This is a genomic window from Zhenhengia sp. (assembly GCF_046966505.1).
GTDB classification, from domain to species: Bacteria; Bacillota; Clostridia; order Lachnospirales; family Cellulosilyticaceae; genus Zhenhengia; species Zhenhengia yiwuensis.
This window is the reverse complement of the sequence record NZ_JBKVCH010000021.1, coordinates 25,739-46,404: the sequence shown is the minus strand read 5'-3', so window position 1 is coordinate 46,404 and position 20,666 is coordinate 25,739. Positions and strand designations below refer to the sequence as shown.

The 20,666-nt window shown below is 32.1% G+C and carries 31 protein-coding genes; 23 read left to right on the top strand and 8 right to left on the bottom strand.

Features of this window, described 5'->3' with window-relative positions; translation table 11 throughout:
- Positions 1-219: 219 nt before the first annotated feature.
- Together ACLTBU_RS16430 and ACLTBU_RS16425 are read left to right on the top strand one after the other, a co-directional pair.
- The gene (locus tag ACLTBU_RS16430) at positions 220-681 is read left to right on the top strand and encodes a GNAT family N-acetyltransferase (protein ID WP_412220045.1); all 462 of its coding nucleotides are present in this window, start codon (positions 220-222) and stop codon (positions 679-681) included.
- A 24-nt stretch (positions 682-705) separates the two neighbouring features.
- Positions 706-1,302 (top strand): GNAT family N-acetyltransferase, encoded by a 597-nt coding sequence (locus tag ACLTBU_RS16425; protein WP_412220043.1) that lies wholly within the window; start codon positions 706-708, stop codon positions 1,300-1,302.
- A 375-nt stretch (positions 1,303-1,677) separates the two neighbouring features.
- Here the strand turns inward: ACLTBU_RS16425 and ACLTBU_RS16420 are convergent, their stop codons facing one another.
- From ACLTBU_RS16420 to ACLTBU_RS16390, 7 genes are all read right to left on the bottom strand, one after another.
- Positions 1,678-2,040 carry a flavoprotein gene (locus ACLTBU_RS16420; RefSeq protein WP_177672120.1) on the bottom strand — a complete coding sequence of 121 codons (363 nt, stop codon included), beginning with the start codon at positions 2,038-2,040 and terminating at the stop codon, positions 1,678-1,680.
- Positions 2,037-2,489: an NAD(P)-dependent oxidoreductase gene (locus ACLTBU_RS16415; protein WP_320650221.1), complete on the bottom strand. Its 453-nt coding sequence runs from the start codon at positions 2,487-2,489 to the stop codon at positions 2,037-2,039. The genes ACLTBU_RS16420 and ACLTBU_RS16415 overlap by 4 nt, the downstream gene beginning before the upstream one ends.
- Before the next feature lie 89 nt (positions 2,490-2,578).
- The gene (locus tag ACLTBU_RS16410) at positions 2,579-4,231 is read right to left on the bottom strand and encodes a recombinase family protein (RefSeq protein ID WP_412220041.1); all 1,653 of its coding nucleotides are present in this window, start codon (positions 4,229-4,231) and stop codon (positions 2,579-2,581) included.
- A 37-nt stretch (positions 4,232-4,268) separates the two neighbouring features.
- Positions 4,269-5,771: a hypothetical protein gene (locus tag ACLTBU_RS16405; protein ID WP_412220040.1), complete on the bottom strand. Its 1,503-nt coding sequence runs from the start codon at positions 5,769-5,771 to the stop codon at positions 4,269-4,271.
- 86 nt (positions 5,772-5,857) lie between these two features.
- Entirely contained in the window at positions 5,858-7,009 is a 1,152-nt protein-coding gene (locus tag ACLTBU_RS16400; protein ID WP_412220039.1) for a hypothetical protein, read from the bottom strand.
- Between the two features lie 116 nt (positions 7,010-7,125).
- A complete protein-coding gene (locus tag ACLTBU_RS16395; RefSeq protein ID WP_412220036.1) occupies positions 7,126-7,440 on the bottom strand; it encodes an ImmA/IrrE family metallo-endopeptidase in 315 nt (104 codons plus the stop codon).
- 49 nt (positions 7,441-7,489) lie between these two features.
- A complete protein-coding gene (locus tag ACLTBU_RS16390; RefSeq protein WP_412220033.1) occupies positions 7,490-7,894 on the bottom strand; it encodes a helix-turn-helix domain-containing protein in 405 nt (134 codons plus the stop codon).
- Between the two features lie 143 nt (positions 7,895-8,037).
- Here ACLTBU_RS16390 and ACLTBU_RS16385 point away from each other — a divergent pair, with 143 nt between their 5' ends.
- The 11 genes from ACLTBU_RS16385 to ACLTBU_RS16335 all read left to right on the top strand — a co-directional run bounded on the left by ACLTBU_RS16385 (position 8,038) and on the right by ACLTBU_RS16335 (position 12,734).
- Positions 8,038-8,262: a helix-turn-helix transcriptional regulator gene (locus ACLTBU_RS16385; protein WP_412220031.1), complete on the top strand. Its 225-nt coding sequence runs from the start codon at positions 8,038-8,040 to the stop codon at positions 8,260-8,262.
- 56 nt (positions 8,263-8,318) lie between these two features.
- On the top strand, positions 8,319-8,504 hold the full coding sequence (locus ACLTBU_RS16380) for a hypothetical protein (RefSeq protein WP_249334834.1): 186 nt from the start codon (positions 8,319-8,321) through the stop codon (positions 8,502-8,504).
- Between the two features lie 91 nt (positions 8,505-8,595).
- Positions 8,596-9,090 carry a helix-turn-helix transcriptional regulator gene (locus ACLTBU_RS16375; protein ID WP_412220029.1) on the top strand — a complete coding sequence of 165 codons (495 nt, stop codon included), beginning with the start codon at positions 8,596-8,598 and terminating at the stop codon, positions 9,088-9,090.
- 236 nt (positions 9,091-9,326) lie between these two features.
- Positions 9,327-10,346: a hypothetical protein gene (locus ACLTBU_RS16370; RefSeq protein ID WP_412220026.1), complete on the top strand. Its 1,020-nt coding sequence runs from the start codon at positions 9,327-9,329 to the stop codon at positions 10,344-10,346.
- 3 nt (positions 10,347-10,349) lie between these two features.
- Positions 10,350-11,000: a replicative helicase loader/inhibitor gene (locus tag ACLTBU_RS16365; RefSeq protein WP_412220025.1), complete on the top strand. Its 651-nt coding sequence runs from the start codon at positions 10,350-10,352 to the stop codon at positions 10,998-11,000.
- A gap of 2 nt (positions 11,001-11,002) precedes the next feature.
- Positions 11,003-11,170 carry a hypothetical protein gene (locus ACLTBU_RS16360; RefSeq protein WP_412220022.1) on the top strand — a complete coding sequence of 56 codons (168 nt, stop codon included), beginning with the start codon at positions 11,003-11,005 and terminating at the stop codon, positions 11,168-11,170.
- Between the two features lie 2 nt (positions 11,171-11,172).
- Positions 11,173-11,481: a hypothetical protein gene (locus ACLTBU_RS16355; protein ID WP_412220019.1), complete on the top strand. Its 309-nt coding sequence runs from the start codon at positions 11,173-11,175 to the stop codon at positions 11,479-11,481.
- 30 nt (positions 11,482-11,511) lie between these two features.
- The gene (locus ACLTBU_RS16350; protein WP_412220016.1) at positions 11,512-11,685 is read left to right on the top strand and encodes a hypothetical protein; all 174 of its coding nucleotides are present in this window, start codon (positions 11,512-11,514) and stop codon (positions 11,683-11,685) included.
- Positions 11,686-11,702: 17 nt separating this feature from the next.
- Positions 11,703-11,858, top strand: a complete 156-nt coding sequence (locus tag ACLTBU_RS16345) for a hypothetical protein (RefSeq protein ID WP_412220013.1) — start codon at positions 11,703-11,705, stop codon at positions 11,856-11,858.
- A 363-nt stretch (positions 11,859-12,221) separates the two neighbouring features.
- Entirely contained in the window at positions 12,222-12,443 is a 222-nt protein-coding gene (locus ACLTBU_RS16340) for a hypothetical protein (protein WP_412217284.1), read from the top strand.
- A gap of 39 nt (positions 12,444-12,482) precedes the next feature.
- The gene (locus tag ACLTBU_RS16335) at positions 12,483-12,734 is read left to right on the top strand and encodes a hypothetical protein (protein WP_249332837.1); all 252 of its coding nucleotides are present in this window, start codon (positions 12,483-12,485) and stop codon (positions 12,732-12,734) included.
- 536 nt (positions 12,735-13,270) lie between these two features.
- Here the strand turns inward: ACLTBU_RS16335 and ACLTBU_RS16330 are convergent.
- On the bottom strand, positions 13,271-13,747 hold the full coding sequence (locus ACLTBU_RS16330) for a hypothetical protein (protein ID WP_412220011.1): 477 nt from the start codon (positions 13,745-13,747) through the stop codon (positions 13,271-13,273).
- Positions 13,748-13,869: 122 nt separating this feature from the next.
- Between ACLTBU_RS16330 and ACLTBU_RS16325 the strand changes: the two genes are divergently transcribed.
- The 10 genes from ACLTBU_RS16325 to ACLTBU_RS16280 all read left to right on the top strand — a co-directional run bounded on the left by ACLTBU_RS16325 (position 13,870) and on the right by ACLTBU_RS16280 (position 20,575).
- On the top strand, positions 13,870-14,067 hold the full coding sequence (locus ACLTBU_RS16325) for a hypothetical protein (RefSeq protein ID WP_271012830.1): 198 nt from the start codon (positions 13,870-13,872) through the stop codon (positions 14,065-14,067).
- A 101-nt stretch (positions 14,068-14,168) separates the two neighbouring features.
- Entirely contained in the window at positions 14,169-14,501 is a 333-nt protein-coding gene (locus ACLTBU_RS16320; protein WP_412220009.1) for a hypothetical protein, read from the top strand.
- Positions 14,502-14,532: 31 nt separating this feature from the next.
- Positions 14,533-14,814: a hypothetical protein gene (locus tag ACLTBU_RS16315; RefSeq protein WP_249332832.1), complete on the top strand. Its 282-nt coding sequence runs from the start codon at positions 14,533-14,535 to the stop codon at positions 14,812-14,814.
- Positions 14,815-16,284: 1,470 nt separating this feature from the next.
- Positions 16,285-16,458: a hypothetical protein gene (locus tag ACLTBU_RS16310; RefSeq protein WP_412220007.1), complete on the top strand. Its 174-nt coding sequence runs from the start codon at positions 16,285-16,287 to the stop codon at positions 16,456-16,458.
- Complete coding sequence (locus ACLTBU_RS16305) at positions 16,421-16,831, top strand: single-stranded DNA-binding protein (RefSeq protein WP_412220005.1); 411 nt, start codon at positions 16,421-16,423, stop codon at positions 16,829-16,831. The genes ACLTBU_RS16310 and ACLTBU_RS16305 overlap by 38 nt, the downstream gene beginning before the upstream one ends.
- A gap of 123 nt (positions 16,832-16,954) precedes the next feature.
- Complete coding sequence (locus tag ACLTBU_RS16300; RefSeq protein ID WP_412220003.1) at positions 16,955-17,878, top strand: hypothetical protein; 924 nt, start codon at positions 16,955-16,957, stop codon at positions 17,876-17,878.
- Positions 17,875-18,165, top strand: a complete 291-nt coding sequence (locus ACLTBU_RS16295) for a hypothetical protein (protein ID WP_412220002.1) — start codon at positions 17,875-17,877, stop codon at positions 18,163-18,165. The genes ACLTBU_RS16300 and ACLTBU_RS16295 overlap by 4 nt, the downstream gene beginning before the upstream one ends.
- Positions 18,166-18,258: 93 nt before the next feature.
- On the top strand, positions 18,259-18,771 hold the full coding sequence (locus ACLTBU_RS16290; protein WP_412219999.1) for an RNA polymerase sigma factor: 513 nt from the start codon (positions 18,259-18,261) through the stop codon (positions 18,769-18,771).
- Positions 18,772-18,959: 188 nt separating this feature from the next.
- Entirely contained in the window at positions 18,960-19,475 is a 516-nt protein-coding gene (locus ACLTBU_RS16285) for a ClbS/DfsB family four-helix bundle protein (RefSeq protein WP_412182676.1), read from the top strand.
- Between the two features lie 32 nt (positions 19,476-19,507).
- Positions 19,508-20,575 (top strand): hypothetical protein, encoded by a 1,068-nt coding sequence (locus ACLTBU_RS16280; RefSeq protein WP_412219996.1) that lies wholly within the window; start codon positions 19,508-19,510, stop codon positions 20,573-20,575.
- Positions 20,576-20,666: the final 91 nt, after the last annotated feature.

Here is a 20,666-nt window from a genome sequence, read left to right as displayed (position 1 = left end):
ACCACCTTTCACTATTTTATCTTAACTTTGTGTCTACTTTATCATACCATGCCCATTCGTTGCGTCATTAAATATGTCTAACTTTTTGGGGGCAGTTCAATTAGGGGGCTATCTCTTATTTTTTTATTCAAATAATGATTTTGATAAGAAAATATGATAATATTTGGAATAGATATTTTATGAGTTGATAAATTTGAATTTGACGGAAGGAATATAAGTATGATCAAGTATAGAATTTTAAAAATACAGGAACAACCAGAATTGAGGGAGCGTGTAGCTAATTGGTTTCATAAGAGATGGAATATTCCACTTGAAGCATATCTTGAAAGTATTGATGAGTGCCTAAAAAATGAAAATGATATTCCACAATGGTATGTAGCAATGTTGGAAGATGAAATCGTAGGTGGACTTGGCGTAATAGAAAATGATTTTCATGATAGAAAAGATTTAGCGCCTAATGTCTGTGCTCTTTATGTAGAAGAAGAATATAGAAATCAAGGTATTGCAGGTAAAATGCTAGATTATACCTGTAATGATATGAAAGAAAAAAATATTAATACACTTTACCTTATTACAGATCATACTTCTTTTTATGAGCGTTATGGATGGGAGTTTTTATGTATGGTTCAAGGTGATGGGGAGAAAGAACTGACTAGAATGTATATTCATAGAGCAATATAAATTTGAATTTAAAGGAGTTAAAATATGAAAAATCATAATACATCTATATTACAAACAGAAAGATTGATATTAAGAAAATTCACTGAAAATGACATAGAAGCCCTATTCCATATCTACAAAGATGAAGAAGTTAATACCTATCTACCATGGTTTCCTCTTAAATCACTAGGAGAAGCTGAAATGTTCTACAAACATAAATATGAAAAAGCATATCAACTGGATAATGGATATAGATATGCTATCTGTTTAAAAACAGACAATGTACCTATTGGTTATGTTAATGTAAGTATTGATGATAACCATGATTTAGGCTATGGATTACGCAAAGAATTTTGGCACAGAGGAATTGTAACAGAAGCAAGCAAGACAGTTATAGAACAGGTAAAAAAAGACGGACTTTTGTATGTTACAGCTACACACGATATTAAAAACCCTCGTAGTGGTAGAGTTATGAAACAATTAGGAATGAGTTATAAGTATTCCTATGAAGAACAGTGGCAACCGAAAGACATATTGGTTACATTTAGAATGTATCAATTAAATTTTGATGGGCTGAATGAACGAGTTTATAAGAAATACTGGGATACTTATCCGGTGCATTTTATTGAAAAAGATGTGTAAATTCCAGCTTGTCGGAATAATGAGCTGGTATAAAATTGTAATTTTAGGTAGGAGTTACAACTGATTATCGGAAAATATAAGTAATCGGATTGTACACCTCTATTAGGATTATTTCTTGTAAAATCATAGTATCTATCAGATCCTATTAAGGAACACACTAGTACTTCTTCAATTTTTAAGATAAATGTTACATGTAGTTTAGCTTTATTTTTTCTAGCATATAAAGTATGTTCTTATTGATTCCAATCTTAATGGAAAGCTCAGCTTGAGTTAAGTTATTTTTTAATCTATTAAATCTAATACAATCACCTAGTGTTTTAATCGCCTCTAATTCATACCATGAATTTGATAGAGCATACAGCTATAAACCAGTATTCATATCATGGTTGCATTTGCTGCAAGGACGACAGGTGTATCTACAATAGCATGAGAAATTTTAGAAAGTGAGTTTCCTGTGCAGGGTGCAATAAGCAGTGCATCTATCATATTTTTAGGACCTAATGGTTCAGCATCATGAATGGTATGAATAATAGGTTTTCCAGTGATTGTTTCAATTTCGTCAATAAAGTCTTCGGCTCTGCCAAAGCGTGTAGAGATAGTATAAGCATTAAAGGACATAATAGGGTAGACATCAATACCTAAGTCTACAAGATTTCTAAGCATAACAATGGCTTTTTTAAAAGTACAGAAAGACCCGCAGAATGCAACGCCTAATTTTAAGTTTTTTAATTCAGTCATAATTTTTCCCCCTGTTTGAGCATAATAAGAGTTAGGCCTTGGTAGAGGATCGAAGCAGCCGTCATAGGAGCAACTTTTCCGGGAAGACTAGGGGCCGGAACATAGTGAATTCCTAAAGCCTGGCTATAAGATTTATCAATACCAGATACAGATGCTAATTCAATATAAACAACATTTTTTGGAAAGAGATCGATATATTCAGCAGTTAAAATAGGAACAGGAATAGTGTTAAAGATAAAATCAAATTTCCAAAGATGTTTTTTCAGGTCATAAAGTGGAATAGGTATATAGTCATAAGTAGAAATATAGGCAAGGTCTCGTGTTGAGCGTGCTTCTACATAGACTCTAGCCCCAATACCTTTTAGTTTATGGGCAAGAATTTTTCCACATCTACCAAAGCCAAGGATAAGGCATTTACTATCATTAAGTGTAATTTCACTATTTTGCATGGCATATTGGATGGCGCCTTCTGCAGTTGGTATAGCATTTGCTATCCTTGCACAAAGGCGTAGGGGATACAACCTCTGAACGGATTAGCTTACGCTGTTTTTTTTAGTATATCTTGCCCAAATAGATTAATTTGAAGGCTTTCACCATCCCAAGTAATATAATCTACTATAGAACGGATAATAGAGCGTTGCATATGAATATCTGTACTATCTTTTAAATCCTTAAGATGGGTGAACGCTTTTCGAAGGGAATCCAAATTAAGATTAATAACTTGTTGTTGCTCTCCATTTTCATGAAGCTGCTGAATTTGAGATTTTAACGCTTTAGTAGAGGTATCAAGTTCACTAAGTTGTTTCATATATAGGTCAACAAGGGGATGCTCAGCGGGTAATTTAGCAAGTTGACTCATGAGATTTTTCATAGATAAGTCATTATCTTCTATCTGTGCTGTCAAGTCTTGAACTTTATGATTGATTTCTTCTATGGATTGTGTGACAAAAGCCTTGTTAGATTTAAAGATAGAGGACATGAATTCATTATTTTCGGCTAGGTCTACTAGATAATTAAAAACATCTGCATCTACTTCTTGGCCAATTACATTTTTGACATTGCACTTTGTACGTCTCGACATTTCTTTAGTTGTACAAACGTAAGAGTAGGCAAGCTCGCCTTTAGCATTTATCTTCCCTTTTTTTATTTTCATATTCGCTCCACAATGAGCGCATTTAATCATATTGGTGAGAAGTCCGTATTGCATCGTTTCTTTCGTGTAGAAGCTATTTTGGGTATTAGAGTTTAATATACTTTGAATAGATACCCAATCCGTACCTTCAACTATAGGTGTATGTTTACCTATACTGATAATCCATTCAGAATAATCTTTAGTAGAAATGGATTTACCCACTTGATCTGTTTTGTTGTAGGACATAATACCATATGTCCCATCAAAATCTTTTTCTTCATTACAAATTTGACATCCAAGAGAAGAGAGGTAATCATACATATTGGAATCAGCAGCAGCATAGACAGGATTCGTTAAGATATCTTTAATAGTAGCTGCTGTATACTTACAATTGTTTTTACTATAGATATCATGGATAAGTAGATAAGATTCTGTTGAACGTAAACTTTTAAGTTCCATGAACTTGGTAAAGATGAGTTTAACTTTTTCAATTTCATTTTCATCTATACTTAGTTTATACATTTTCTTAGTATTCATATTATGGTCTAGGTACTCGATAGGTTCAGAATTAAAACCAGTAGGTGTAGTGCCACCTAACCATCTACCAGTACGGGCTAGTCCAAGCATATTATCCTTAATACGCTCAGCAATGGTTTCACGTTCTAGCTGAGCAAAGACCATGGCAATATTAAGCATGGCACGGCCAATAGGCGTAGAAGTATCGAATTGTTCTTTCACAGATACGAATTCAATACCATGTTCTTGCAATAGCTCATAGGTATTGGAGAAGTCTGCAATATTTCTACTGACACGATCTAAGCGGTAGCAGATAAGCATGTTAAATTTATCTTTCTTAGCATCATTTAAGAGTTTTTGGAACTGTGGCCTTTCTGTATTACTCCCAGTGAAACCTTCATCTTGGTAGATGATAAATTGTACATCAGAAGTATTAAGGTTGGACCATTTTAATATGTAGTCTTTACAAGCATTAATTTGATTTTCTATAGATTCACCTTTGTCGGTGGCTTTTGATTTACGAGAATATACGGCTATTTTCATAATGCCCTCCTAATAAATAACAAAGAGCTCGTATTGTTTATACGAGCCCTCTTAAATTATAGACTATATTGATTACTTTATTGCTAAACCAAGGGCTTAAGGTAAATAAAGTAATAATACTTATTATAATAATTATTACCCATAGGATAATGTAGAATACACATGTAGTGGTAATACTTTTAATATCTTCATCAATAATAGATTTATTAAATATTTCATTCAAATCAGATGGAGATATAACTTTAGAATAAGATTTTTTTATTCTATCAAATAGGCTTCTATGCTGTTTAATTTCATGGTGACATATTAAACTTGAAAAGATTAGGTATAAGAATGAAAATGCATTAATAGATAAGTAAATAATACTAAAGTCTTTAGTAATTAACATTGGTGTCGTACTACTACTAATTACATTACTTATTAAAATAGTAAATATAAAAGATAAATTTGCCATTAATGCAGTTTTTAAATTAGAACTAATCTTATTGGATATTTCTTTACTTTTAAAAAATAAATCTAAGAAAATATCATTGATTTTATTCTTAGTGTCTAGATATTTATCTATATTCTCCTTTAGATACATACTATAGTTAGAATGGATGGATGCTAGTGTAGTATTATTTATATCATTTAGAGAATCTATATAATCTAAGGATAAGATATTTCTAGCTAATTCTAGCCTATCCGTAGTACAACCCTCTTCATAAACCCATTTGAAAATCTCAAATATAGTAGACCTAGGGATAATACCATTTGTATCAATGGTGAGTTCAATAGTTTTATATCCTGTAATACTGAAGTTTATACAAGTAGAGTCTAGAATTTCTGATTTATTAGAGATATAAATGAGTGATAGAATACTTCGCATTTTATCAAAAAAGTTATATAAGACATTATTTTTAGGTGCAAATAATAAATCAAAAGTATCGGGGCTTAATAAATTACTTATATGCATAAGATGACAAGAGTTACTAATTTCATATTTTTTTATATGGGCTCGTGGATCTAATGGGTACTCACGTGTTATAAAAAAGATATAATTTGTATAACAGATATCTTTATAGTCATCTATATAAAAAATAATATGTCCATTTTGATTCTTTTGCTTACTAAGTAAGCTAATAACCTTATTAAGTGTTTGTGATTCTAAGTATTCAATAAATTTATCTATAAAATAGATATGTTTTTGATTTTTAGATGGTTTATCAATAATAACTTTTAATGAAGAGCATAACGAAGCATCTAATCCTTCAGCTATAGTAGCATAGTAAGCATCTAATTCATCATCAGCAGTAGTTTCATCTAAGATCATATCTACAATGGTCTTATTATATTGAAGAATATGTAGAGAAATAACATCTGTACCTAATTGATTTATTAGCTCTTTACAATTAGTGATAAATGTGTGGTCATTATTTAAATTAAAAGAAGAGAGCTCCATAGTTATCTCAGCGCGCTCAATATTCTCTTTGTGTGAAATAACTTTATAGTCAATTGTAGCAGTACTAAATAATTTAAAGCACATCTGAACTATTTTCATAGATCCCCCCCTTTTTTTTTATTAATTTATACTTATATACTCTTTTATATCATACACTTTTTAATGTTTCAATGTTTAAGACATTTTTAGATTTCAAAATCATTATAAGCATCGAGTACAGCTGTATCTTCAGTTCGAATCATCAAATAATTACCTTCTGGAGAACGAAATGATTTTATATCAGATGGAAGGATTTTCCCTAATACGGAAACAGTAATTTTACTACCAATAGGATATATTTTTTTTGTCATATACTTATCTTTAATAGCATCTTTCATAATGTGGAATTTATAATCAAAGCCACCCCGCGTTTTTTTGCGAGAAGTATTAATTTTATTCAATGCTTCTGTTTTTTGATTATCAGATAGATTAAATGTTGTGACTATCTGGTCCATATATTCATCTAAATCAAATTCATCATGTGTAAAGAAATAACCGATAGAGGTATTTCTTATTTCATTAGCTGTGTAGGTATCAATATTTACAGAATCCCACATGTTAATAAGAAAGTTTGCGCAGTTCCCGGTGTTAATAGAATCATTAGTACATTTTTTTAATTCTAGGAAGCTTTCATACCAAGTAGGACTATGGTCACTTTTGATTCCATCATCAATACATGTCTCACCTAATATCAACTCATTTGAGTCTGTTAAATCAAACCTAAAAATAGCTATTTTTAGGGGCAGTTTTTTCTTAGTAGTATCATATAGAAAAGCCTGAATTTCTTCTAATGAGTTTCTACTAATTCCCCTAAAAAATTCATTTTTTAACAGAATATAATAGTATCCATGGCGAGTAATAACTATAGATTGTATTAAAGCACCTTGTTTAATTTGAACAGCACCATGATTTACTCGTAATTCCTCTGATAATAGTTTATTAGCAATATGACTACTATATGTTAAGAAAGAAGATGATAATTCAGGTGAAATATTTTCATCCAGAGCAACAGCAACTTCCTGGGAATTATCTTGTAATAAGGTATCAAGATTTTTATGGAGATTAGGTGGAATGATGGACTCTATTGTTTGTAGAATCTCTGAAATTTTTTCATATACATAGCCTTGGTTAGGTATAAGTGGTTCATATAACTGGCATTTGTCATATTTACTTATTACACAATCTAAAGTAGCTAATATATATTTATTTAAGACATCTACCCCTGTTTGATGTATTATGCATTGTTTGTCTAAGTCAATATCATAATAGGATGAGAAAATAATTTGTTGTTCTATCATATATACCTCCTGATGTTATATATTGAAAATTCTTTCAATAAGATAGTAGGAAATTAATTCATAATAAAAGGCATGACAAAAAAACTTATAGTTTTATGTCATGCCTTGAATGTCGTTTAGTATATTTTAGTTTGTTTAATGCGTAGTAGCATTTCATATGTAGTTTTATCTATTGTTTCCCCTATAAACTCTAAATCTGAGTGGAGCAGAGCATGTCCTAGCTCATGCGCAAGAACGATAGTTTGAGTTACTTCATCCAGGTTGGAATTGATGATAATAAATTTATTGCCCTTTATCTTGATAAAATAACCTTTAGTTGTTTCATAGGGAAGGTATCTTACATGGATATTTAAGTCTTTTGCAATTCTCTTCGGATCACGTGTCTCATGTCTATTTATTAAATTCTTTACACGCAAACTAATGTTTATCATTGGTCACTCTCCAGTCAAAAAAAGTTATAGATTTGCTAAAACTGCATAACTATTTTTTTGTATTACGTGGAGCATATTTATTTTTATTAATCTGTTTACTTTCCCAATAAAGGTTGGATATATCTCTAGTGATTGCCTCACGATCTTCTTCAGAAGCATCCATAAAGAAGGCTTTTGCAGTCTCCATAAATTGATCATAGGATATACGCTCTTTTTTCTTCTCTATAGCTTTAGGTATGGGCATAGATACTATATCTTGTGAACCATCTAATAGCACAGAAGTATCTACATTAAGAGATTTAGCTAGAGCCTTAAGCGTATCAATACTAGGATTATAACGATTACCCTCTAAATCTCCTAGATATGAACGAGATATATTAGAGAGTTCAGCTAATTTTGCTTGTGTAAGCCCTTTTGCTTTTCTTTGCAGTTTAATATTTTCACCAATAGACAATTTGCACACTCCTTTCTGAAATGTCGGTATTTCCTGCTTTTAAAGATATTATATCAAAAAGTCGGTATGACAAGTAAAAAAACTGTTGACATTTTGACGGAGATACAATACAATTTGGGATATAAAGGAGGTGTATATCCGACGTGATTAATACAATAGGTCAACTTGTACGAGAACATAGAATAAAATGCAATAAAACACAAATAGAAATTGCTAAAGAAATTGGTATTTCTAGAAATTATTTATCAGACATTGAAAATGATAGGTATATGCCGAGCGTTCCAGTAATGGTTGCGTTGAGCAAAAGGCTTGGGGTAGACCTTAATTTATTAACCGAAATGACGGAAATACAAGTAAAAAGGAAATAGGTAGTAGAATAGGACAATTTCTGACATTCATATGTATATATAGGAGGTGATTAGTCATGGGGAGATATGCAGATAAGATTACAGTAAGTTACTCAACTGATCCTAGCAGGCCTACTGTTCTACAAACTTTTGAACAAGCTAAACGTATTTATCTTAATTCAATCATGGAAAAACTGACTCCCCAGCAACAACAAGAACTTATACGTTGGGGTAAGGAAGAAAATCTTTTTTACATAGAATAGTGTAGCTCATAGGAAGTTACAAAGGAATAGTGTTATAGACCAATTTTCAATGGAAAAGTTGGTCCAATAAAACAAGAAAAGAGGAATAGAAATGCACGTAAGAGAATTTTCAATGTTACTTGTTAAAGCACGTAAAGAACGTAGACTGACACAAGAACAGGCATGTTTATTAATTGGTATAGCCGATACATCCACATTAAGCAAGTGGGAGACTGGCAAGGATATTCCATCTGAAAAGATGGCTTCTAAAATTGTACAAGCTTATGATGAGCCATTATTAGGTTATGTTTATTTGCATGAATGCACAGAGTTAGGCAGATTAGTTTTACCACCTATTGTACATACAGATTTAGATAATTTAACGCTGAGATTTCAAAAGGAGTATGACGATATTAAACGGATTCAAATGGACATGATCTCTATAGCATGTGATGGAACTGTAGAAGAGCATGAGCAGGAACGATGGCGTATAGTTCAGAAGGAAGTTGCAGATCTAGCAGGGGTAAGCTTGCCACTGATTATTAGAAGTTTTATGCAAAGTAAAAAGCCCTCACAAGATGGCAGTCTTGTAAGAGCTTACATTTAAAAAATACATGTGTGACTTAAGTATAGCATGGTTTGTAACTTAAGTCAAAGGGAGCGTTGACAAATGAATAGTAAAAAGAGTGCAATTGTTAATTTTATTGCTGAGGAATTCAGCAGCTTTATATACATTCTAAGTGTTGTAATGGGAGCGTTATTAGGAGGCGTATTGGTAGCAAGTATACCATTGTGTGCTCTTCTAGTAGGCTTTTACAACTTATAGATAAAAGGGGGATACATATGTCAAAGATGAAAAATTTATTGCTTGCGAATGTATCTAGAGCAATTCCATATTATCCGGAATTAAATAGTATAACTGGCTCTGTTACAGCAAGCCTATTAATGGTCCAACTAGAATATTGGTTTTCAAAGACAAGTGGTAAAGCTTTTTATAAGTTTTTAGAGTCCTGTGAACATGAAAGCTATACATTAGGTGATAGTTGGGTTGAGGAAATTGGATTTAGTAAGAAAGAGTTTAAAAATGCTTTCTCTAAGATTGGTATTACTTATGAAAGTAAAAAGGCTTATGTAGCAGCAGAAGATAAGTTTGAGGGAATGTATTACTTATCTTACCGAGATCGTGTTAAAGGCTTAACTTTCTATATGAGAAATAATGAATTGATAGATGCAAAATTAATGGAATGGAGTATAAAAAGTGATTCTACGGAAATGACCAAAGGTGCTTTAGGTAAGTTACTAAAGGGCGTTTACGTAAATGACCAAAGGGCATCTACAGAGAATACCAAAGGGAACTTAGGTACAGAACCAAAAGGTATTTACGTAAGTGACCAAAGGGCATTTCCATTATCAGTAGATTACACAGTAGATTACCAGAAGACTACACAAGAGATTACACAGGAGAGTACGCACAATAGTGGCTCTGACGAGCAAGCACACAAGCAACGTACACAAGTGCCTTATGAAGACATTATTTTTGAGTACAACAAGATATGTACATCTTTACCACAGGTACAACAAATTAGTGATAAGCGTAAAAAGGCAATGCGTACTATGTGGAAGTATGCAAATAGAGATATGGATATATTGAGAACCTTGTTTTATAAAACAGAGTCCAGTGACTTCTTAGCAGGTCGTAAGAAAGAGTGGAAGGCAAACTTTGATTGGATCATGCGAGAGAACCAAGCAATTGCTATTTTGGAAGGGCAGTATGATAACAATCTTAAGACTACACTTGGGAGTGTAACAAGTCAGTTGCAGTCACAAGGCATTCAAGATTTCATTAACGGGGGCGGTGAGTAATCTATGTATGAAAACAACATAGACCTAGAAAAAAAATTGAGAACTGAGTTCGCAACACTTATGGCAGGTTTGAAGAGCAATTATCCAAATTGGCAATTTGATTTACAAGACAAGAACATGATGCTGTTTTGGTATGAAAGCTTGATGGACATCCCTATGCAGGTATTAACAGCAGCAGTACACAAATTGATTTCTCAAGAAGAGTTTTACCCTAATATAGCAAAGATTAGAAAAGCTGCTAGTGAAATTATTAATGGAGCACCTGTTGATGAGACAGAGGCTTGGGGGCTGGTTAAGAAAGCTATCAGAAGTTTTGGATATGCAAGAGCAGAGGAAGCTTATGCATCATTGCCAGTAGAAGTTGTACAAGCTATTCAGGCGATGGGGGGATGGCTTGAGATTTGCTCGAGTGAGAATGATGAAGCAGATAGAGCTCATTTTTATAAGACCATGAAAAGCATCAACAAGCGTCAAGAACTAGATAACGTTGTGAGCATAGGGCTTAAAAATCAAATAAGCCTATTACAGAAACCAAGAGAATCAATCGCTTATATCCCTGATGAAACGAGATATGAAAGAGCAAGTGATGAATCTATTAATAGAGGGTTAGAAAAGGTAAAAAGTATTCTTGCTAGTTTGGGAACAGGAGCTTAGAGATGACAACTAAACAGATTAATCATATGGCAGCATGGGCAAGTGAAGTAGCTGATGCTCATAACAAATCGATTACATATGTTCTCATGAAGCTACATGAAGCTATGACTCAATATAGAGATATTGAGCATATCAAATCTTATGTGCTGAAAGAACTAAATGAGGTGTAGCAATGAATTTAACTATAGGGTGCAAGATAGAACAGCAGTATTACCTAATGAATGGTGAACCTATTGATAAGCAAGAATGGACAAGCTTAGTCAGGGAACATATTAAGCAAAATGACAATGAACAAACCTTTGAGAAAATCAAGGGGACAGTCAAGTTATGGAATAAACATGACACCATTGAGGAAGTGGCAATGCAGGTCTATGCCTCTAAGTATTGCACTAATTTACAACTAGATAAAAGGCGCAAGGAACAGGTGCCAGTCAAAGTTATAAGGGATGAACTTGGTTACCAACAGCTAGCGTTCTGCTAGAAGCAAATAATCTATTGATGGAGGTGACATATGAATGCATTAGATAAGGACTTGATAGGAGTGTATTTAGATTCAATTGAGGGCGTACTTAATGGAATGCAATTATTTGCAGAGCGTGGGTACGAGGATTTAATTGAAGCAAGGGCAGATAAAGTCAAGCAATGCATAGAAGAAATTAAAGGCATTCTTGATAAGACAAATTAACTTTTGGAGGAATAGCGATGTTAGTAGATCAAAGACTAAGCCAAGTTAAAGAAATAAAAGAAACTGATAATTGGGAAGAGGTAAATGCATTAGTAAAAACAGGATGGATTTTAATATGCATTTACCCAACTTATCAAAATATGATGTATTCCTTAGGTAGAATACAGAGTTAAGAATTTACAAAGTCAGAGGTAGCTTGATCATACATATCACGTAGTCTGTCAAAACCGTTCGCTTGTTTAGGATATTTAATAGAGCCATTTGATTTATTCCAACCAAGAATATAACAAGGACCATTTATAGATGATTGTGGAGAAGATATGACGTTAACACTAAGTAAAGACCAACCAAGTTCAAGATAGGCATTAGCTTCTTTGTGATAAGTTGATTCAACTACCTCGATGATATCAGTAAGATGTTCTATGATAATCACCAACTTTCTTTTATATTTCAGCTTGGTGGAGCTGATAAATAAATTATATAGGGCATAAGAAAAAATTCAAATAAATAAAATCAATTTTTGATGGAGTGAGATGATGGAAAATTACAATAGATACACAGTGTATATGGATGATTGTGCAGCAATCGTAATCGAAATAGACAGAGGGTGTGATAGACCTAACAATATGTCAGATGATGAAATTATAGATGCTTATATGGAGAACAACTATGGTGGACGTAATTATGAAGTAGAAGAAGGAGATCCTGATACAGTGTTCCTAGATGAAGAAGATATATGGGGACTAGTTGAGGACTGATGAAATAAAAGTGAATTTTTGTGAGATGGAGGGGAAAGGATGGAGCTAGTAGAAGTCTTATCAGATGAAGAGCTAAAAGTAATTCAAAGAAGTGATGATAAAGAAGTGGTTGGAGAAATCATAGGATTTAAAGATTTTACAGCGATAGGAGATACAGCAGTTAGAATCCATAATCCTATTTTAAATGGGTTATATAGAACGGAATTTGGAGGATGTTATGTACATTATGTAGTAGTTAGCATTATGGATGTAGTCGGAGGAAAGTTAGCATTTTGTTATTCAATGTATTAATTAATAAAAGTAACTTTTGTAAAAAATAAAGGGTTCACTAAGTGAATCAATCTCAGTGAACCCAACAAGTATATAAACAAAACTCTATTTGATAAAAATTATACTTTAGTATAAAAATATGTCAATGCGCTATGAAAAAGTAAAAATTTAAAATAAATAAAAATAATTTTTGTTAACTTAAAATTATGTAACAGATGATAATTAAGCATCCAATTAATCCTAAAGTAGATATCCAAGCAAATTTTTCGTAATTTTTGGTGTCATCTTTTATAACGTATTTAATTGCAGTGATAAGACCAAAGACAAAACATGATGCAGGTATCAAAAAGATTGCAATCATTATAATAAGCCAAGTTATGTTCATAAATTTACCCCCTTTTTTACATATAATTAAAACATAACTACAGAAGAAAATGAAGAATTTTCATGACAAAATCTAGGTTTTATTGATTCAATTAATAAATATCAAAACCGACATAGAATAATTTTAAAGTAGTAGCATTCTCTATATAAAACTGCTACTACTTTAAAACAATTTATTGTGACACAAGATTAGAAACAATATTTAGAATATTATTAGCTTCTACATGAAATGCACAATAGGTTTGTAAGATGGTCATTTTTTCAATATTAGAATTAGAGTTATTTAATTCATTCAATTTGATTAAAGAACAATGAATTAGGTTAGTAGAATTAAAAAGAACTAGTACATTGAGTTTTTCAGCACATAGATCAGGAAGAGACTCATAGTAGCTAAGCATTGATTGTGTAACATTATCTAACTGGTTATTTATAAATTTTAATTCTGTGATATAAATTTCATCAGATGGAGTAGTTAGAAAAGCAATTTTTTGTGTCAATGTAAAGATTTGTTTTTGTATTTGATTAATCTCTTCTATATAGTTAGTAACAGTTTGCTTATGTGCGTTAGAGTCAATAGTTGCTGCAGACAAAGAAGATGTAAATACAAAAAGTGATGTAATAAACATAAAAACATATGATTTAGATTTCATATTTTGGCCTCCAATTTTTATAAGTAGTATATGTAAATAAAAGAAAAATACACACGACTAAGAAATGAGGAATTTTAAGATTAAAAAATTAAATCAAACAAATAATTCTTTGAGGAGGGAATATGGAAGAATTACAGTTAAAACAAGTCAATGATACACGCTGGATAGGGATTTTCAAAGAAAAAAGATTTGAAATGACAGTTGAAAATTATGGGTGTGATTTTACATTAGAGGACGGAGAACTTACAGATCTTGAGTGGGAAGACGTATGTCTACGGTTTTACCATGATGACTATGAGTATGTAGAATCAATAAAATAGTTCTTTGGGAAGGTGAAAACATGAAAGTTATTGATATAGCAAAATTTAATAGAGCGTCAATGGCAACTCAATATACGTTACTAAAGTGGTGGCAACCAAAAATGATGGATTTATACGTTCCGTTAGACGGAGATCCTACTTTGATTTATAGAAGTAGTCAACTTGACGCAGTTAGAGAACTAAAAGGCGATGCAAATACACCATTACTAACAGAAGGACAGTTGATAGAGTTTATACGAGAGTTTGCACAAATGAATATCTATACAGTAGATGAAAGATGGTGTATTCAGTTACTAAATTTAGAAGATGCAGCAAATGACATAGATGTATCGCCTATATGGGAAAATCATTCAAATACATTGATAGATGTATTGTTTATGGCAGTAGAATACATTTGTGATTATAGAATACCAGAATTAAATGATATGCAATAAAATAGTTTTTTGTTAAAGGAAGAGTGAGATTATGGAGAAAATTGATAACCCACAAGAAATATACTTTTCAAAAATGGGTATGGATACAGTTCTTGTAATTTTAAATGATGAAGTGGTAAATCCAAAATGGAATAGAGAGCCACATGATGTTGGAGTAGATGAAACAATAACATTAGAGGATATACAGAAGCAGTTCCCATACCCAGGACTTTTAGTCATAGCTGAATCACCATTAAGTGGTGCAATTTACAGATGGGGTAATTATTCAGATATGGCATGGTGGCAAGTAGGAACGATGGCAGGATATGCTTAATCAATAAAATTAGTTTTTGAGTAAAAAAATAAGCACTATATGGCGATAGTGCTTACTAATTTTGAGGAAAGGAGTTGTTAAAATATTATAATGTATAAATTGATATTACCATAAAAGAAAATGAAAATCAATATCAAATTTAAGTTAATAAAAAATATTTTTGGAGATATAATATGAAAAAAGAAGCTGAGATAAAAATGGCATGTTATGCACTAATAAACACAGATGAAGATATAAAGGACATTTTAGATATAGATGAATTTGAAGTTGAATATGAAATTAACTAGTAAAATAATTCATTAAGAAAGGGGATGAAACTGGATAGTAAATAAAATACATAAAGCCACCACGAGGGAAGCTTTATGTTGTTCTGACATTTACTATAGGAGTATTGTTTGCACGAACTTTAGTGGCGATTTTATAACAAATTGTACAAATAATATCTTTTGATTCTTGATAATTTAATATGTGGACATTAGTATCAATTTCTAAATCTGTACCACAGTGCTGACACGCACAATATATCATAGAAATCCCCCATCTAATATATAAAATTAATATATCTTAGTGATATAAAAAAATAAGCAAATAAAATAGTTTTTGATAAAAAATCCCCTTGAAGAAGAGCGTATAAGTGATAATTATGATGCGAATAAATATCTTAGAATGTGCTTCAAAGGGATTAGATAGGGTGTTACTGGGGAGAAACTGCCCTAGCTGATATTTATTATACATCGAATATTGTTAACAAACAATAAATTAATAATAAATAATTAATTAATAAACGAAATAATTATACAATAAATGAAATAAGTAGTTAACAATTAGCTGATTATTGGAATAGGTAAAATTGGTTTTTGAATAAAAAAATAAGCACTATTTTTAATAGTGCTTATGAATGTGGGGAGTGTTTAAATTAAAAATATATATGTATAGTGTAAAATAATAATAACACAAAAAATAATGAAAATCAATATCAATTACTAAAAGGTTATATTGATTTTAAGAAAACTATGTAAGAAAAATTGATTTTTAGAAGGTTGAGCATGGAGGAAGTAGTACAAACTGTAGGAATTTTAGTGTATGGATGGATAATAGTAAAATTAATTAAATGTTTCTTTGAATTGTTTAGTTAAATAAAATTTGCTTTTGGGATATGTATAGAATAGCCCAAGAGGAAGACAACTTGAAGCTATTCTAGATAAATAAATCACGAGGGGTGTAGAGCAAAGTATGTCTATTAAATCCAATAATAGTATAAGTAGAAATTAGGAAATTATTCACGAAATAAAATTGACTTTTGGAGGTTTCCAAGAGGGATTCAACAAATCCCCCTTGGAGAAACTAGAGAAAATTTTTTATTAGCCAAAGAATCCATGCTAACATAATTATCACCTTCTTTAATTATATTATATGATATATTCTGAAGATTAAAATAAAATAAAATTATTTTTGGGAGGAGGACGTAAAGTGAGTATGCAACAAGTTATAGAAGCTCAAATTGCAGAGAACGAAGCACGAAAGAGCAAGCTGTTTAATGAAGCGTTTGTTAGATATATGCGTAGAAAGAGATTAAAAGAATACAGTGAATTAATGGAGGCACAAGATGAACAAAGTGATTTTGATGGGGCGTTTGACGCGTGATCCTGAAGTAAGATACTCTCAATCAGCTAATCCAGTGGCAGTAGCAAGGTATGGATTAGCGGTCAGAAAGCAGTATGTAAAACAAGGAGAGGTAGAAGCAGACTTCTTCAATATTGTTGCCTTTGGCAAGGTGGGAGAGTTTGCAGAAAAGTTCTTTAGAACAGGCCAAATGGTTACAGTTGTAGGTAGGCTTCAAACGAATAGTTGGGAAGCCCAACAAAAAGTTAAGCATACGTCAATTGATATTGTTGTAGAAGAACAGCATTTTGCAGAAGGCAAGAAGAGTACTTCTGAAAATACTTCATCATCAAGTGAGGGTTCAAGTTGGACACCTACACCAACTATAGAAGAAGATGATGATTTGCCATTCTAGAAAGGAAAAGTGAAAAGTTGTATTACATTGTATTACAAAACGTGCTTGTATTACATTGTAATACAGAAAAATAAGAAAATGTATTACATTGTAATACAAAATATATAAAGTGGAGGAATTAGGATGAAAATTATAGCAGTAGATGCTGGTAAACATGCAACAAAGGCAGTAGCAGCAAGTGGAGAAAAGACTTTATTTAGGACTAAAAGCACGCACCTTACTACAAGCTTAGATATTGAAGCGGCAGGCAATAGCCATAAAGTAATTTATGAAGAGGATACTTTTATTATTGGAGATCAAGGTGAGTATGTAGATTACAGTTTAGAGAAAAATACTTTATTACATAAGATGGCCATTTATACAGCGGCTTATAGACTGGGCTGTAAAGGTGATATAGCAGCAGTTATAGGATGCCCGACAAATATTTATCTTAGTAAAGATAATCGTAAGGAGTTTCAAGATAATATCAAGCAGACACCCAAAAAGTTTGTAGTAGATGGGAAATTACAGAATATCAAATTTTCAAGGGTACTTATCATGCCTGAATCAAGTGGAGTAGTTTACACCAACAAAGAACTTTTCATAGGTAAACGTGTAGGCGTTATAGATCTTGGAGGTAGGAACATGAATTTTGGTATCTATGACAACTTAATGCCACAGCCAAGCTCTATGATGACAACCAATCAAGGTTCTATGCATATAGAGGCTATGGTTAAACGAAAATTTGAAGCTATGTACAAAAGAGGTCTGTCACCTAGAGATATAGAGGACATTATTGAAAATGGTGGCATGAAGTATCAGGGTAAAGTTGCACCTGAAAGTCAAAAAGCTTTAAGTGAAATCTATATGTCGTATGCAGATGAAGTAGTATCAAATCTTAAGAAAGAGTTCCCAATAGATTTAATGGATATTGTAGTAACAGGGGGGACAAGCTTACTCGTTGAGAATGCTATTAAACAGATTATGCCACATGCTCAGATGGTAAATGATACGCAGTGGACTAATGTGAAAGGCTTTCTTGAAATAGGGAAGGTGAAGTTTAAGTGAGTAAAACAAGGCCTATAGTGCCAGTTAACTTTGATAATGATGGAGAATTATTAGAGTATATAAATGGAAAAGGGAACAGGGCAGAGTTTATACGCTACTGTATCCGAAAAGAAATGATGGAAGAAAGAAAAAATATAGCAAATGAAAAAGACCTGGACATTAGAATTGAGAAGATATTAAGAAGATGCCTTGCAGACTATCAGTCAGTTAGAGTTGAAGTCAAACATGAAGCGATTAAAGAGGATAATGATTTACTTGAGGCAGCAAGCTTCTTTGATGAAGATTAATTGAATAAAGACCTAAGCACTTATGTCATTTTGGCATGAGTGTTTTGGTGCTTATTCAAGCAAATGAAAGTTTGATATTTAGGAGGGATTAGGATGAAAGATTATTTACAAGAGACAAAGAAATGTTTAGAGGAATACAAGGCAAATAAGGATATGCTAGAGGCTAATATAAAATTATTAAAGAAATTAAAAGAAAATCGTAAAAACAGGGTTGAGGGAGAAACAGGTGTAACCGGTATTAGATATGATGTGGTTCCAGCAAAAAATAATAAGGTAACTTCAAAAGTAGAGGAAATAGCCATTAAAAATGCTCAGCTTGAATTAGATCTTGAGGAAAAGATAGAAGCATTGAGTTATTATGTGAATCGTATTGATATGGGATTAGAAGAAATTAAGCCAGTATGGAAAGAAGTATTGGTTTTAAAGTTTATAGAAGGATATACTTGGGAGTATACAGAAAGAAAAGTCGGACTGAGTGAATCAACATGCAAAAGATATGCAAAGGATGGAATTAAAGCGTTAGCAGATAAGCTAGCAGGTCAAAAGAGTTATATAGACTTACCTTTATTTAGAGATATTTATCTTGGCCAAGTAGTAGGAGAATAGGTTGTTAAGAGCTAGGACATAGGTTCTAGCTTTTTTTAGTGAAATGGTGATTTCAATAAAATAATATGATAATATATAAAAAATAGATAATTTATGAGTCGAATCATTTAATATATGACATGCTGTTGTCATATTCAGTATGTTATTATGTAGAAAATGAAAGGGTAAAAAATTTATGGGGGCATAATATGCAAGGATATGAGACTAAGGATGAACTTATTAAACAAATAGTAAAGATGGCAAAGCTTTTTATTGACGAGTTTGATACAGTGAGTGAAGCTGATAAAAATAGGCTTATTGAAGGCGTTGACCGCACACCATTTCAAATGTTAGCCTATCAGCTAGGATGGATGAATCTAGTTATGAACTGGGATAAAAATGAATTAGAAGGTTATGAAGTACTTACTCCTGCACCTGAGTACAAATGGAACAAGTTAGGTGATTTGTATGAGAACTTTTATGAGGAGTATAAAGAGTATTCTTTAGATGAATTAAAAGGACTATTCAATAATTGCGTTGAACGGATTATAATTTGGATTAGTAGCTTTTCTGATGAGGAGTTATTTTCACAAGGTGTTAGAAAATGGGCGTCTTCTACACCATCAAAATGGCCTATTTGGAAGTGGGTACATATTAATACAGTTGCTCCTTTTAAAACATTCCGCACAAAAATTAGAAAATGGAAAAAGCTTAATAATCAATAAAATAGTTATTTATATCTTTTAGGGGGAGACCAATGAATAAAAGGATCTATGGAATTATTATTGCATTAATTATGATACTAGGTATTTCAACATATTTGATAAGTGCCATGCATAGAGATGTATCAGTGCTATCGCCACAAGCTTCGGAGCAAATTTATCTATATGGAGAATCTCATGGTGTAAAAAAGATTTTAGAGAAAGAACTTGAGCTATGGAGTGAATATTATCATGATCAAGATATGAGGCATTTATTCATTGAAATGCCATATTATACTGCAGAGTTTTTAAACTTATGGATGCAATCAGACAATGATGATATATTGGATAGCATCTATAATGCTTGGGTTGGAACTGCTAGCTATAACCCTGATGTTAAAGCATTTTACAAAGAAATAAAAGCCAAATGTCCTGAAACTATTTTTCATGGCACAGATATAGGGCATCAATGGGCTACTATAGGAATGAGATATTTAGAATATCTTGAAAGTAATAATCTAGAAGATTCGGAGCAGTATTTGTTAGCACAGGAGAGCATAGAACAAGGTAGATACTATTATGGTGGTTTAGATGATGTATATCGTGAGAATAAGATGGTTGAAAATTTTATCCGTGAATTTGACCAACTAAGTGGAGAAAGTATTATGGGAATTTATGGTGCGACACACACTGGGTTAAAGGCGATGGATTTTACAAACTCTGCTCCATGCATGGCAAATCAACTTACAAAGAGTTATGGTAATAGCATCTACACTGAAGATTTAGCTAGTTGGGCAAAGGACATTGAGCCGTATAGAGTAGATACCATCAATGTTAATGGAAAAGATTATAAGGCGCTGTATTTTGGAGAACAAGACTTAACGGGATCTAAAGACTATGCATATAGAGAATTTTGGCGTTTAGAAAATGCATATAACGATTTTAAGGATAACCCCAAACAGTATGTACTACCTTATAGTGAGTATCCAATGTTGATAGAAACAGGACAAGTTTTTGTAATAGATTTGACAAAAACAGATGGTTCTGTTATAAGACAATACTACCTTTCTGATGGATACATATGGGAGAACATGCCTTCAACACAGGGGTTTATAGTAGAGTGAGTAAGAACCAAATAGTTATTTAACAAGCAAATAAAAATATCTTTTGAGGATAGGTCCTAATGGGCTTATCCTTTATTTTTTCACTAAAAAT